Consider the following 12,530-nt stretch of genomic DNA (forward strand, 5'->3'; position numbering starts at 1 on the left):
TGTAATAGCACGACATGGCAACAAACCGGACGAAACTTCAGCGTCCAAACCAGAAGGAGGAGACCCATGTCATACCGATGTCACAACAATGTCATTCAATCAGGTGAAACGAACCGGGTGAATGGCCACAAGGTATTGCCAAGCCTCCGGATACCAACGATAGTATGCGGGAATAAGAACAATAGCCTGACCCAATGAGATAAGGACTACGACATGACCGTACTCGTACTGGATAGCCCGGAGCTGATTGCACGCGCCGCAGCTCTCGAAGCAGCCCAGGCCAGAACACAGGTCCCGGCGGAGCAGGCCAGGGTCGTACATGGGGAGGCAGACATCCGGACTGCGGACTTGCCGTACTACCCCCGGCAGGAGGAGAGCCAGCCCGAGCGAGGGGCCGAAGCCCTCGCGTGCGTTATCTGAGATACACCAGCGCCCGGTCCTCCAGGGTTTACGGGCGCTTTACGTTTAACCTGGCAGTACTTCCCTCAGGGTTGAACCTGAATCACATTCCACACCAGCAGGATGGCCATCACCGCCATGCTGAGCCAGGTTAGCAGGATACCGACCAGGCGGGCCTTGTGTGGACCACCATGGCCATTGAACATGCCAAAGGCATGCAGGATGCGCCCGCCAACAAACGCCATACCCACCCAGTAAATCCAATGGGCACTGACGCCATTGAGTTCGCCCACCCCCATCAGTATGAGCGCGAGGGGCGCATACTCCACCAGGTTGGCCTGGGCCCGGTCAGCCACCTGGAATTCAACATCGTCATTGATGCCAAGTCCCTGCCGGTATTTGAGCCGGTATTTTGAAACCTGGAAAGAAAGGAACAACAGCAGCAAGGCTGTCACTGCGGCATAGACAGCCGTTACAGGCATCAGCATGGATCAGGCCTTCTTGATTGCGCTGACCACCGCCAGCAGGAGTACCGCACCGACGGTAGCAGTGACCAGTTCGCCAATGCGCCCCGACGGCGATAACTGAAGCATACGGAACAGGAAGCCACCAATAAATGAGCCCACGATACCGATGCCGATGTTCGCCAGCACACCGAACCCCCGGCCCTTCATGATCAGGCCCGCCAGCCAGCCGGCCACACCACCGATTACCAGAAACAGAATCAGGTTCATCCGTGCCACTCTCCGGTTCAGGGTCCCCCGGATATGCCCGTTGAGGGCAATCAGACTCCGTCGGGATTCCATTGCACACCAAACAACAGCCAGCCCGTCTCAGGGTCTGGCTGTCCGCTTATCAGTGCATCGAGATTGCCCTGATTTTCAATCGCATGCAAGCCTCAGGCGCCGGTGGACTGCACCTGTCCGGGCCACGGCAGGTCCCGGGTCGCTTCCACCACGAACCGCAGTGGTCCGTTGGCATCAAGGGAATCGAAGGGGTAGCAGGTAACCAGCACCAGGGAGTTCTGGTCATAGCGGTTCAATTCAATCTGCTCCTGGCGACTGTCAACAACCCGTACCGTGGCCACCCGATACCTGCGCCAGGCACCGTCAGCGAATTGCAGGCGAACCTCCTCACCGGGGCGAATACCCTTCAGGGGCCGAAAGTGGGTGTCCCGATGGCCGGCAATCACGACCGGAGTCGAGGGCCGCTCGCCGGGTTCCGGGCCGGTGACCTGGCCGGGACCGAAGGCCAGGCTTTCGCCATGCCCGCCTGACAGGACCACCAGGGCAGACGACTCCCCTGGCAGTTGCAGCTGTGCTACCGGCCAGGTATCTGCCCAGGGCCAGGGCGGGCTTTGCTGCTGGGCCGCCTGGGTGCGGGCCCACGCCAGGCTGAGCAACTCCTGGGCCATTACCGCCTTAAGCGGAATCCACAACCCCGCCAACAGCAGGCCGGCGGAAAGCGTAACCAACATCAACAACATACGCCCCATGGTCAGGCCCTCCGAAAGCGCTGGCCAAGGGTCAGCAAGCCGGCCAACAACAGCCCGGCGAGGCCGGAGACCATCAGCAGCGGCGCAGAGGTGGCCGTCTGTGGGTAACCGATGCCTTGCCCGGCACTGCCGACCGGCATCAGCGAGGGCACAGCGGTGCGCCCCAGCGCTTCATTCACGGGCCTGGCGGGATTACGGTCAATGGCAACAAAGCTGGTGAAAGGCGTCACCAGCTGGTGAGCCAGGCCCAGGGCCAGCACCTGCTCCCGGGTCGCGCCCTCGGCCTCACCGGACAATCGCTCATCCAGCAACCGGTCCACCTGACCCCGCGCCCAGAGGCGGTGGATACCCGCGCCAGGCGCCGCCTGGTCCAATGCAAGGCTCCTTTGCCAGGCCTGGTCGCCAGGCAGCGACCCCCTGACAACCAGGTTGCCCCCCGGTTCTGCGCCACGAGCCACCAGCATCATGGGCTCGCCCAGATACAGATCGCCCAGCCTCGCTGGAACCTGCGTACCGGCATCAAAGCCATTCGGCCAGGTCGCCCGGATACCGGTCAGCGCCGGCGCCTGCATCTTGTCAAACAGCCGGGTGAGCTGACGGCTGACTTCAGACAGATCCCCGATCGCCGTATAGGTCCCCCGCCCGAACCGGGCCGCCTGACGCATAAAGTGCATATTCGGCGCCGAGCCGATGGCAACCGTGAACAGGCGACTGTCGCGCAGCTGTTGACGGATCTGCCGGAACAGCGCCTGCTCGTTACCGACCGCGCCATCGGTGACAAAAACCACCTGCCGCAGATCAGCCTGTCGGGAAGCCTCCCCTTGCAGCAGCGCAGCTTCAATGGCGGGGGCCATCTCGGTTCCACCATCGGCGTCCAGATTCCGGACGTAACGGCGGGCACGGGCCAGGTAGTCACCGGTCGCTGCCACGGCCTCCGGAAAAAGCCGGCGGGTATGGCTGTTGAACTCAACGATGTTGAACGAATCCTCCGGCGACAGGGTATCCAGCGCCGCCAGGAGGGCTTGCCGCGCCTGCCGGATCGAGTCCCCGGCCATGGAGCCGGAGGTGTCAATCACCAGGATCAGCTCCCGCGTCATTGCCTGCCGGCCCTGCTCGCCGGGCACCAGCATGGCCAGCACATAGTCTTCACCCTGCCAGCGCTCATGGAACACTGCCGCCGCTGGCTCACGCCCCCGCTGGGGCTGCCATCGCAAACGGAAGTCCCGATCCATGGCTATGGCACCTGTGACGGGACGAACGCTTACGGTGCCACCGTCGCGCACTTCGGCAATATCATGGCTGGGGCTCTCGACCCGCTCGACCGGCACCCCCGTTCGCAACTCGATGGCGACAGTTGCCTGGTGACTGCCGGCAGCGACGCCGCCGGCATAAACCTGGGCCGGAGTAATCCGGTGCGCGTCTGCCACCTCACTGGTGGGCATGGCCCAGCCGCCAGTCCATTCAGCTTGCGTCGACGCCTGCGGCAGACCCGGGATATAGCGGGGTGTGAGGGTGGTAGGTAGTCGCAGCCGGAACCCTCCACTGTCGTAGGCAACCAGCTGTTGAAAACGCAACTCGACGGTAACGGACTCGCCGGGGGGAATATTGGCCAGTCGAGTGGTGAACAGGTTGGGACGTTGCTGATCCACCCGAGCGGCCTGTCGCCCCTCTTGCCTGGCAGCCTCATACTCACGCCGTGCTTGTTCCCGTTCGCGGATTTCGCCCACCACGACCCGCTCCCCGGTGGTCATGGTCATTGCGTGGACCGAGGCATTTTCCGGCAGTGGAAAGGTATAGATTCCCTCCTGCCACTGGTCAGACTCATTACCGAACCGTTGCTGCAGGCGGATTTCTGCCACCAGGCCAGTGACCGTCACCTGGTAGTCAGTCGTCAACACCGGCGCGGGCTGGCGACCGGTTTCATTCAGGAAGTGAAACTGACCACTGCCCTGGGCCACCTGCTGTTCCGAGGCTTCCACAAACAGCGGCTGCACGAACAGCAGCATCAGCATGGCCAGCCAGAGACTGGCACCTTCCATACGTCGTAATTGTCTGCGGGTCAGGCGGCGTGGTCGATCAGGTCGGCGGTAGCCAGGTAAGGGTTGCACAGGCAGCATGGTACGGTTCCTTCTGTGTGGTTGTTGCGATGCCTCCATTAAAACGTCGGGGAACGACGAATCCGTGCTGTAATCTGGCGGGGAACCGTGCAGAAAATGATGAATTGTGGCAGACACCACCGGCGCGCTTGTCCGCCTTCGGCGGGACCGTTACATTTGGACCACGCTTTCAGAGAAGTGACCGAAAACCATGAAGAAACAGATCGTGCTGGTGGAGGACGAACCGGCCATACGGGAGAACTATCGGGATGCCTTCGAACGGCGGGGCTACCAGGTGGCGATATACGGCGACCGCGGCCATGCCTGGCAGGCCCTGAAAACCCGCCTGCCTGACCTGGCCGTTATCGACGTCGGGCTGGGCGATGAGCCAGAGGGCGGGTTCGATCTTTGCCAGGACCTGCGCCGGCTGTCCGCGACGGTGCCGATCATCTTCCTGACCGCCCGTGACAGCGATATCGACTCGGTGCACGGCCTGCGCCTGGGGGCCGACGACTACGTGACCAAGGACATGAGCCTGGATCACCTGCTGGCACGTATCACCGCCCTGCTGCGGCGGGCAGACGCCTGGGCCGAGGCACTGCAGCAACCCGATGAAGTCTTGCAGCGAGGCCACCTGAGCATCAACGTAGACCGCATGACCGTCGCCTGGAATGGCCAGCCGGTAGACCTCACCGTAACCGAGTTCTGGATGCTCCACGCACTGGCCCGCCACCCCGGCCATGTGCGCAACCGGGACCAGCTGATGCAGGCGGCCAGCACCGTCCTGGACGACAACACCGTGACGTCCCATATCAAGCGCATTCGCCGCAAGTTCCAGCAGGTTGACCCGGCATTCGACGGCATCCAGACCGCCTACGGCATGGGCTACCGCTGGCATGCCCGTGAGGTGTAGCGCTTGACCCTGAAACGGCAACTCTTCCTGGCCAGCCTGCTGATGCTGATTATCCCCTGGGCGGGCCTGCAGTTCGTGCTGGAACTGGACCAGGCCCTGCGGGACCAGGCACAGGACCAGCTCCAGGGACAGGCTCTGCGAATGGCGGATGTGGCTGCCGCAGAGCTGGGCGACCAGCCACCGCTTATGGCGCAGGAGGATGCCGTTTTAATGCACCGGGCGGACAGTCCGATTCACCCGGATGGCTACGGTCATGAATGGCCGGGATTCCAGGACGGCAATCAGTCCTGGCAAAGCCTGGACGGACAACCGGTGATTCGGTGGCAGGCGGCCTCCCATGGCCGCTATTCCTACCTGCTGGTAAATGTTCGCCGCCCCGACCCTGCCTACCTTGACCCCGCAGCCCCGGAAAAACCCCATGAATTCCTGCGACTACGGTGGCGTACCGATACGCTGGTGACCGAGCGGATCATTCATACCCCCACACCGGGCAAGGTGGTGGGTCGCTACCCCTTCAACCTCTCCCGCAGGGATCACCAGGTATCCGGAGAGTGGCATTCCGTCAACGGTGGCTACCAGGTTGAGCTACGACTGCCCCGGCTCACACCAGGCGACCAGCTTGGGTTCGAGGTGGCCTGGCCAGACCCGGCACAACCAGGCATGTACCTGACCGCCGGCACCCGGCTGGACCCCATTCCCCTGATCACCGGGCGAGATCCATCACTGGAGGCCCGGCTGGCCACCTTGTTGTCCCCGGGGCAGCAGGTGTTCGTCACCGAACCCGCTGGCTGGCTGATCGCCCGGGGCGAGGCACCCGTGCAGGCAGCGGGCCGTCATTTCGAACAACTGTCGCCCCTGGAGATTATTGAGCAGATCACCCTCACCGGCCTGCGGGCACTGGTAAGGCTCTACCAGCCCGAACCTCGCCCCATCTCTGATGATCAGGTCCATATGCTGGAACCGGGTACCGTCGGGCTGGTGCAGCGCGACGACACGGTTTCCCTGATGGCAGCGACCTCCGTCGGTAATGGCCGGCACCTCGTGCTGACCCAGTCCCTTGACCAGATCCTGGCCCTGTCCGGCAATACCCTGGGATCGGTCATTGCCCGCAGTGTGCTGCTGATCATCGGCCTGATGCTGGTGCTGCTGGGCTATGCCAGCTGGCTCTCCTGGCGCATTGCCCGACTGCAAAGGGCCGTCAACGCCAGTGTAGACCCCGACGGCCGCATACTGGGACGCATTCCTCCCAGCCGGGCCGCCGACGAGTTGGGCGAGCTGAACCGGCAATTCAGCCATATGGTCGACCGGCTGCAGGGCTACACGGATTACCTGGAGAGCTTCTCCCGCCGCCTCTCCCACGAGCTGAAAACCCCGGTGGCGGTCATCCGCTCGTCCCTGGACAACCTGGAACACGCCCGCACCGATGATGAACGTGCTGGCTACCGGGACCGGGCCCGCCAGGCCACCGACCGCCTCAGCCAGATCCTGCAGGGCATGAGCGAAGCGGCGCGGCTCGAACAGAGCTTTGACCAGGCCGACCGTGAGCCGTTCGACCTGGCCGAGGTCATCTCTGAAGCCACTGCGGCCTACCAGGGCCTGGACCCGGATCACCATATTCGCTATGAAGGTCCCGAGACGGGCTGCCGGATGACTGGTTCACCAGATCTGATGGTGCAGTTACTGGACAAGCTGGTGGACAACGCCAGGGACTTCACCCCGGCCGGGGGCTGATTCTGGTCACCCTCACCCGATCAGGCGATCACCTGCGGTTATCGGTCTTCAACGAAGGATCAAGCCTGCCCCGGGATCTCTCCGGGGAGATTTTCAATCCGTTTGTATCCGTGCGGAAAGGCAGTGGCGAGGGCCATCTGGGACAGGGGCTGCTCATCGTCCGCCTGATTGCTGAACACCATGATGGACAGGTTCAGGCCGGCAACCAGGTGCACAACAGCGTGCCCGGATTACGCTTTGACGTGGACCTGCCGGCGCCTTGAATGGACCCCGGCGGGCAGGCTCAGTCAAAGTCGCCGCTGAACTGGCGGTAGAACTGCTGGGCCGTCCGCCCGCTGCGACCGCCCCGACTGGTAGCGAAGCGAATCGCATGCATGTGTAGGGTCTCCCGGTCCGCCACGCTGGGGAACAGGGCATCCACCGCCTGCAGGTAGATATCTTTCGGGAAGGGATAGAACGACAGTTGCAACCCGAAACGGTCCGCCAGCGATACCTGCTCCTCGATGGCCTCTGCCGGATGCAGTTCGCCGCCTCTTACCTCACTCTGCAGGTTATCGGCCATGAATTCCGGCATCAGGTGGCGCCGGTTGGAGGTGGCATAGACCCGCACATTCTCCGGCGGCAGTTCCAGGGAGCCTTCCAGCACACTCTTCAGGGCCTTGTAGCCGGACTCACCCGCCTCGAAGGACAGGTCATCGCAGTAGATGACAAAGCGCCAGGGCTGCTCGCTGATATCATCGACAATTTCCGTCAGGTTCACCAGGTCATCCTTGTCCACCTCAATCATTCGCAGGCCCTGTTCGCCGTAGCGGTTCAGGGCAGCCTTGATCAGGGATGACTTGCCGGTACCGCGGGAGCCCCAGAGCAATGCGTTGTTGGAGGGCAGGCCCGCCAGGAAGCGCTCGGTGTTGCGGGCCAGGGCCTGCTGCTGGCGCTCAATACCCTGTAGCTGGCCCCAGTCGATCGGGTCCAACCGGCGTATCGGGCGCAATCCCTGGCGATGCCGGCGCCAGACCGCTGCCAGGTCGCGGGACCAGTCAACCGTGTGTTCAGTCATGGTCAGGCTCCCCTGCTGCCCGGGCCAGGTAGACCGTATTGGTCGCTTCGCGATTCTGGAACGGGTTAAAGAAGGACACAACCCTGGCCTCCGGCGCCACGAACACCGCTTCCAGCACCGCCAGGAAGTCCTCGTCCGGCGGCTCGTTGGACCACATGCCGAACATGCCGCCGGGCTTGAGCTGCCGGGCCATGCGACCAAGGGATTCGGCATTGTAGAAGGTGGCGTTGGACTCGTTCAGCAGCGCCCTCGGCGAATGGTCGATATCCAGCAGGATGGCATCGAACCGGCGCCCGGGCTGCTCAGGGTCGAAGCCCTTGTCCGGATCCGCCAGTTCGAAGAAGCTGCCGTGAATGTAGCGACAGCGCGGATCCTCGTTCAGCACCCGGCCCAGGGGGACCTTCTCCTGTTGGTGCCAGCGAATTACCGTGCCCAGTGCATCCACCACCAACAGCTCGCCTACCCGGTCGTTGCGCAGGGCCGCGTCGGCGGTATATCCCAACCCGAGGCCGCCGACCACCACAGACAGGTCGTCGCCCTGCGTGACCTCCAGGGTCAGGTCCGCCAGCGCCACTTCCGCATCCACGAACATGCTGGACATGAGGAATTCCTCGCCCAGTTTGACCTCGTAGATGTCCCGGTCACCCAGCGCCGGAATCCGGCGGCGGCGCAGGGTAATCTCACCCAGGGGGGATGGCTGGCTGTCGATCTGTTCAAACAGAAGGCCCATGGTCCGGCTCCAAGTCAAAAAACGGCATCTTACCACTTGCGGCAAACCACCACATGGTCGCGGGTGGCCGTCACTTGAATCCGCGGGAGCTGCCCCCCATCTCTCTGCAAACCCAGACGGAGATTCAACCATGAGCGACATCAAGCATGTGGTCTGCCCCCACTGCCAGAAAGCCAACCGGGTACCAGCCGATCGCCTGCAGGACCGACCCAGCTGCGGCGCCTGCAAGCGGCCCCTGGTCAACGGTGATATTGCGGAACTGACCGACAGCGGCATGGCCGGTTTTGTGGTCAAGTCCGACCTGCCGGTGCTGGTGGACTTCTGGGCCAGCTGGTGCGGTCCCTGCAAGGCCATGGCGCCGAGCTTCGAAGCCGCAGCACAGCAATGGGCCGGCAAGGTGGCTTTCGCCAAGCTCAACACGGAACAGGCCCAGCAGGCCGCCGGCCAGTATGGCATCCGGAGCATTCCCACCCTGATCCTGTTCCGGGGCGGTCGGGAGGTGGCCCGTCAGAGTGGCGCCATGCAGGCCAGCCAGCTCAACGCCTGGCTGCAGCAACAGCTATAGCGGGACCGAGAAACTACCAGCTGCCGGAATTCTCCATACTGGCCCATGGTTCCTTTATCGGCAGGGATTCACCTTTCTGGAGGAGTTCGACGGAGATGCCGTCCGGGGAGCGAACAAAGGCCATGCGACCATCCCGGGGCGGGCGGTTGATGGTAACGCCGTGGTCCTGCAGGTGCTGGCACAGGTGATAGATATCATCCACCTCATAGGCCAGGTGCCCGAAATTGCGACCGCCGGTGTACTCCTCAGGGTCCCAGTTCCAGGTCAGTTCGACCATGGGGGCCTGCTCGTCCCGGGCCCGGTGCTCGTCATCCGGGGCAGCCAGGAAGACCAGGGTGAAGCGCCCCTTTTCCACATCCTTGCGCCGAACCTGCCTGAGACCCAGCAGGTTGCAGTAAAAATGCAGCGACTCATCCAGGTCCCTGACCCGGACCATGGTGTGCAGGTATCTCATGGCTGGCTCCGTTCATTGTTCAGGGCCACCAGTTTAGCCGGTCCGGAAGCCCTGACAGAAGCCTTTGCAACGTCATAGGGCATGGTTTTTCAAAAAGGGATCTTACAAGTTGGTAAATTGCCAACCCTTCGGTGTCGCCGCTTTCACCGGCCCCACATCATGGCCACAGGAGTCTGCGCAACGTGAGCACGGAGTCCTCGGCTGGCTCACAGACCACTACCGACAATCGATACGGAGATCCCATGACTATCCCGCGTCTACTGATGCTCTGCCTGCTGGCCCTGCCGGTCACCCAGGCACCCGCACATTCCACGCTCAGCGATATCACCAGCGGTGGCGAAGAAAAGGTCACCCTGCCGGTGGTGCCGGAGAGCAAGTTGCTGATCCACGCCACCCGGGGCATCGATGTCAGTTCCGGTGACGGTCCGGTACAGAGCCTGCCGCTGGCCGTATTCCTGACCCGCCAGACACCGCAAGAGGTGGTCGAGTGGTACCGGGAGGCCTTGCCGGAATACGAGGTACTGACGGACAAGAGCGGCCAACAGGTCCAGATCCTCCGGGAAACCGGTCCGGACACCACCGTGGACAGCCCGGATACCTATCGCATTCCCAATATCCGCATACGCCCCACAGACGCCCGCATGGCAACCCATATGAAGGGCGCCAAAACCATGCTGCAGGTGTACTACTCACCGGCCTACGGCAAAACGGAGAGCGACGGCGACTCCTGAACATCAGTGGATTTGATGGTGGGTGTCGAAATATTCCGATTTCAGGGTCTGGCGGGCTGAACTAGAGTAGTCGGCATATTGAAACCCCCAACCGGAACAGACTGAAAGGAGCTGCCCCATGGCAAAGGTACTGGTGCTTTACTATTCAATGTACGGACATATGGAAACCATGGCCAAGGCCGTGGCCGAAGGCGCACAGGGTGTTTCCGGCGCGGAAGTCACCGTCAAGCGAATTCCCGAGACCATGGACGCCGAAGCCTTCGCCAATGCTGGCGGCAAGGTTGACCAGCCGTACCAGGAGGCCTCTCCGGGTGAACTGGCGGACTACGACGCCATCCTGGTGGGAACGCCGACCCGCTTCGGCAATATGTCCGGCCAGGTACGCACTTTCTTTGACCAGACCGGCGGCCTCTGGGCCCAGGGCAAGCTGTTTGGCAAGCTGGCCAGTGTATTCACCTCCACCGGCACTGGTGGCGGCGAGGAACAGACCATAACCACCACCTGGGTGACCCTGGCCCACCATGGCATGACCCTGGTACCCATCGGCTACGGCACCCCGGAACTCTTCGATATTTCGAAGGTCAGTGGTGGTACGCCCTACGGTGCTTCCACCTACGCCGGGGGCGATGGCTCCCGTCAGCCGGACGATCGCGAGCTGGCCATTGCCCGCTTCCAGGGCAAGCATGTGGCAGAGCTGGCGGTGAAACTGTTCAGCTGAACCCATGTCTGGCAGCCGGAGCACTCCGGCTGTTCCTGGCCGGAGGTTCCCATGACGCACCAATGGTCACGACACCGGCGGCACCTGCTTCAGGCACTCGCCGCCGGCACTGCACTGACTGCCCTTCCCGTTTCCTGGGGCCGGGCATCACCCTCCCCCATTACCCGTCGCTCTCCCACAGGCGGCAGCGGCATACCCGCCGTCGGGCTGGGCACCTGGATTACCTTCAATGTCGGCGACAACCAGCGCCTGCTGGACAGCTGCGCCAACGTGATGAAAGCCTTTTTCGACGGTGGCGGTACGGTGATCGACTCCTCCCCCATGTACGGTTCATCCCAGAATACCGTGGGCTATGGCCTGGACAAGCTGGACGCCCGTGATCGGGTATTCGCCGCCGACAAGGTCTGGACCCGGGACGGCGACGCCACCCGACGCCAGCAACGTGAATCAGCGGATCTTTGGCGGGTGAAGCAGTTCGACCTGCTGCAGGTGCACAACCTGGTGAGCTGGCGGGAACACCTGGATACGCTCAAGGCCATGAAGGAAGAGGGTGCCGTAGGCAGCATTGGTATCACCACCTCCCACGGGCGCCGGCACCGGGAGCTGGAACAGATTATGGCTTCCGAACCTGTCGACTTTGTCCAGCTGACTTACAACCCCGTGGACCGGGAAGCGGAGGACCGCCTGTTGCCCCTGGCCCGGGAGAAAGGTATCGGTATCATCGTCAATCGACCGTTCCGTCAGGGTGCGCTGACCAAGCGGCTGGCCAATGAGCCGCTCCCGGACTGGGCGGCGGAGGTGGGCGCGGACTCGTGGGCCCAGCTGATTCTCAAGTTCATCCTCGCCCACCCGGCGGTTACCTGCACCATTCCTGCTACCACCCGGGTGAACCATGTGCAGGAAAACCTGGCCGCCGCCCAGGCGCCACTGCCAGACGGCGACTTGCGGAAACGGATCAGCGACACCATACGGTCTGTCTGATGGAGACACTGGCCAGCTACCACCCACGGGACCTGTTGCTGTTCTCGCCCCGGGTCTACTGGACCCTGGTGGCCGGCAATAACGAGGTCTACTGGCCCCTTGCCTTGCTGGCACCCGTGGTTGGCCTGTGGCTGATGTGGACACTGGCCAAACCGGGCCAGGCCAGGCAAAGGACAGGCCTCGCCGTCCTGGGAGCTGCCTGGCTGTTTGTGACCTGGTCCTTCCTGTGGGCCGAGTACCGCTCCATTAACTGGGCGATCACCTGGGCCATCGGGCCGTTTGTACTGCAGGGATGCCTGCTACTGGTGCTGGCCGGAACGGCCGGTTCGACCTCGATACCGGCACGCCATCGCTACCTGATCGCCATGATGCTTGTCGCCTGGGGCACCCTGATACATCCTCTCGGGTTTCTCCTGGACGATCGGACACTGGGCGAGGCCGACAGCTGGCTGCTGTTCCCGGACCCCCTGTCAATCACCACGCTGGGCGTTGTGCTGGCAATCGCCCATGGCCGCTGGCTGGCGCTTTCGCTACCGATACCGCTGCTGTGGAGCCTGGTCGGGGGCACTACCCTGCTGGGGCTGGGTTCGCCGATCGGTTGGGGAATGTTGGCAGGTGCCGGCCTGGCACTGGCAGCTTGGCTACCATTGACCCGTTGAC

Annotated in this window: 16 protein-coding genes; 9 read left to right on the plus strand and 7 right to left on the minus strand. The window is 62.9% G+C overall.

Features of this window, described 5'->3' with window-relative positions:
- Positions 1 to 213 precede the first annotated feature (213 nt).
- Positions 214 to 420, plus strand: coding sequence for a hypothetical protein (locus LJ360_RS17765; protein WP_091853068.1), 207 nt, complete (start codon positions 214 to 216; stop codon positions 418 to 420).
- 65 nt (positions 421 to 485) lie between these two features.
- Here the strand turns inward: LJ360_RS17765 and LJ360_RS17770 are convergent, their stop codons facing one another.
- From LJ360_RS17770 to LJ360_RS17785, 4 genes are all read right to left on the minus strand, one after another.
- The gene (locus LJ360_RS17770) at positions 486 to 887 is read right to left on the minus strand and encodes an MAPEG family protein (protein ID WP_091853065.1); all 402 of its coding nucleotides are present in this window, start codon (positions 885 to 887) and stop codon (positions 486 to 488) included.
- Positions 888 to 890: 3 nt separating this feature from the next.
- Positions 891 to 1,133: a GlsB/YeaQ/YmgE family stress response membrane protein gene (locus LJ360_RS17775; protein WP_091853063.1), complete on the minus strand. Its 243-nt coding sequence runs from the start codon at positions 1,131 to 1,133 to the stop codon at positions 891 to 893.
- Positions 1,134 to 1,297: 164 nt separating this feature from the next.
- On the minus strand, positions 1,298 to 1,894 hold the full coding sequence (locus LJ360_RS17780) for a class GN sortase (RefSeq protein ID WP_264994603.1): 597 nt from the start codon (positions 1,892 to 1,894) through the stop codon (positions 1,298 to 1,300).
- A gap of 2 nt (positions 1,895 to 1,896) precedes the next feature.
- Complete coding sequence (locus LJ360_RS17785) at positions 1,897 to 4,011, minus strand: marine proteobacterial sortase target protein (RefSeq protein ID WP_264994604.1); 2,115 nt, start codon at positions 4,009 to 4,011, stop codon at positions 1,897 to 1,899.
- Positions 4,012 to 4,201: 190 nt separating this feature from the next.
- Between LJ360_RS17785 and pdsR the strand changes: the two genes are divergently transcribed.
- From pdsR to LJ360_RS17800, 3 genes are read left to right on the plus strand one after another with little or no spacing between them, the layout of a single operon-like run.
- On the plus strand, positions 4,202 to 4,903 hold the full coding sequence (pdsR, locus tag LJ360_RS17790; protein ID WP_091853057.1) for a proteobacterial dedicated sortase system response regulator: 702 nt from the start codon (positions 4,202 to 4,204) through the stop codon (positions 4,901 to 4,903).
- Between the two features lie 3 nt (positions 4,904 to 4,906).
- The gene (locus LJ360_RS17795; RefSeq protein ID WP_264994605.1) at positions 4,907 to 6,634 is read left to right on the plus strand and encodes a histidine kinase dimerization/phospho-acceptor domain-containing protein; all 1,728 of its coding nucleotides are present in this window, start codon (positions 4,907 to 4,909) and stop codon (positions 6,632 to 6,634) included.
- Positions 6,635 to 6,666: 32 nt separating this feature from the next.
- On the plus strand, positions 6,667 to 6,897 hold the full coding sequence (locus LJ360_RS17800) for an ATP-binding protein (RefSeq protein WP_264996064.1): 231 nt from the start codon (positions 6,667 to 6,669) through the stop codon (positions 6,895 to 6,897).
- A gap of 20 nt (positions 6,898 to 6,917) precedes the next feature.
- Here LJ360_RS17800 and LJ360_RS17805 read toward each other — a convergent pair whose 3' ends face one another.
- Together LJ360_RS17805 and LJ360_RS17810 are read right to left on the minus strand one after the other, a co-directional pair.
- On the minus strand, positions 6,918 to 7,691 hold the full coding sequence (locus LJ360_RS17805; protein ID WP_091853052.1) for an ATP-binding protein: 774 nt from the start codon (positions 7,689 to 7,691) through the stop codon (positions 6,918 to 6,920).
- Entirely contained in the window at positions 7,684 to 8,421 is a 738-nt protein-coding gene (locus LJ360_RS17810) for a spermidine synthase (protein WP_264994606.1), read from the minus strand. Before LJ360_RS17810 ends, LJ360_RS17805 begins: the two co-directional genes overlap by 8 nt.
- A 130-nt stretch (positions 8,422 to 8,551) precedes the next feature.
- Between LJ360_RS17810 and trxC the strand changes: the two genes are divergently transcribed.
- Entirely contained in the window at positions 8,552 to 8,986 is a 435-nt protein-coding gene (gene trxC, locus LJ360_RS17815) for a thioredoxin TrxC (RefSeq protein ID WP_264994607.1), read from the plus strand.
- A 13-nt stretch (positions 8,987 to 8,999) separates the two neighbouring features.
- Here the strand turns inward: trxC and gloA are convergent, their stop codons facing one another.
- Positions 9,000 to 9,440, minus strand: coding sequence for a lactoylglutathione lyase (gene gloA / locus LJ360_RS17820; RefSeq protein WP_091853043.1), 441 nt, complete (start codon positions 9,438 to 9,440; stop codon positions 9,000 to 9,002).
- A 242-nt stretch (positions 9,441 to 9,682) separates the two neighbouring features.
- Between gloA and LJ360_RS17825 the strand changes: the two genes are divergently transcribed.
- The 4 genes from LJ360_RS17825 to LJ360_RS17840 all read left to right on the plus strand — a co-directional run bounded on the left by LJ360_RS17825 (position 9,683) and on the right by LJ360_RS17840 (position 12,529).
- Positions 9,683 to 10,171 (plus strand): hypothetical protein, encoded by a 489-nt coding sequence (locus LJ360_RS17825; protein WP_264994608.1) that lies wholly within the window; start codon positions 9,683 to 9,685, stop codon positions 10,169 to 10,171.
- A 118-nt stretch (positions 10,172 to 10,289) separates the two neighbouring features.
- On the plus strand, positions 10,290 to 10,889 hold the full coding sequence (gene wrbA, locus LJ360_RS17830; RefSeq protein WP_091853038.1) for an NAD(P)H:quinone oxidoreductase: 600 nt from the start codon (positions 10,290 to 10,292) through the stop codon (positions 10,887 to 10,889).
- A 51-nt stretch (positions 10,890 to 10,940) separates the two neighbouring features.
- Complete coding sequence (locus tag LJ360_RS17835) at positions 10,941 to 11,870, plus strand: aldo/keto reductase (RefSeq protein WP_264994609.1); 930 nt, start codon at positions 10,941 to 10,943, stop codon at positions 11,868 to 11,870.
- Positions 11,870 to 12,529 (plus strand): DUF6064 family protein, encoded by a 660-nt coding sequence (locus LJ360_RS17840; protein ID WP_264994611.1) that lies wholly within the window; start codon positions 11,870 to 11,872, stop codon positions 12,527 to 12,529. The genes LJ360_RS17835 and LJ360_RS17840 overlap by 1 nt, the downstream gene beginning before the upstream one ends.
- Position 12,530 lies beyond the last annotated feature (1 nt).

It is taken from the genome of Marinobacter sp. AN1 (assembly GCF_026013985.1).
In the GTDB taxonomy this organism is placed as follows: Bacteria; Pseudomonadota; Gammaproteobacteria; order Pseudomonadales; family Oleiphilaceae; genus Marinobacter; species Marinobacter segnicrescens.

Bases quoted from the DNA above. Each gene is read 5' to 3' on its own strand.
- LJ360_RS17765 (WP_091853068.1), top strand. From the start codon at position 214: ATGACCGTACTCGTACTGGATAGCCCGGAGCTGATTGCACGCGCCGCA.
- LJ360_RS17770 (WP_091853065.1), bottom strand. From the start codon at position 887: ATGCTGATGCCTGTAACGGCTGTCTATGCCGCAGTGACAGCCTTGCTG.
- LJ360_RS17775 (WP_091853063.1), bottom strand. From the start codon at position 1,133: ATGAACCTGATTCTGTTTCTGGTAATCGGTGGTGTGGCCGGCTGGCTG.
- LJ360_RS17780 (WP_264994603.1), bottom strand. From the start codon at position 1,894: ATGGGGCGTATGTTGTTGATGTTGGTTACGCTTTCCGCCGGCCTGCTG.
- LJ360_RS17785 (WP_264994604.1), bottom strand. From the start codon at position 4,011: ATGCTGCCTGTGCAACCCTTACCTGGCTACCGCCGACCTGATCGACCA.
- pdsR (WP_091853057.1), top strand. From the start codon at position 4,202: ATGAAGAAACAGATCGTGCTGGTGGAGGACGAACCGGCCATACGGGAG.
- LJ360_RS17805 (WP_091853052.1), bottom strand. From the start codon at position 7,691: ATGACTGAACACACGGTTGACTGGTCCCGCGACCTGGCAGCGGTCTGG.
- LJ360_RS17810 (WP_264994606.1), bottom strand. From the start codon at position 8,421: ATGGGCCTTCTGTTTGAACAGATCGACAGCCAGCCATCCCCCCTGGGT.
- trxC (WP_264994607.1), top strand. From the start codon at position 8,552: ATGAGCGACATCAAGCATGTGGTCTGCCCCCACTGCCAGAAAGCCAAC.
- gloA (WP_091853043.1), bottom strand. From the start codon at position 9,440: ATGAGATACCTGCACACCATGGTCCGGGTCAGGGACCTGGATGAGTCG.
- LJ360_RS17825 (WP_264994608.1), top strand. From the start codon at position 9,683: ATGACTATCCCGCGTCTACTGATGCTCTGCCTGCTGGCCCTGCCGGTC.
- wrbA (WP_091853038.1), top strand. From the start codon at position 10,290: ATGGCAAAGGTACTGGTGCTTTACTATTCAATGTACGGACATATGGAA.
- LJ360_RS17835 (WP_264994609.1), top strand. From the start codon at position 10,941: ATGACGCACCAATGGTCACGACACCGGCGGCACCTGCTTCAGGCACTC.
- LJ360_RS17840 (WP_264994611.1), top strand. From the start codon at position 11,870: ATGGAGACACTGGCCAGCTACCACCCACGGGACCTGTTGCTGTTCTCG.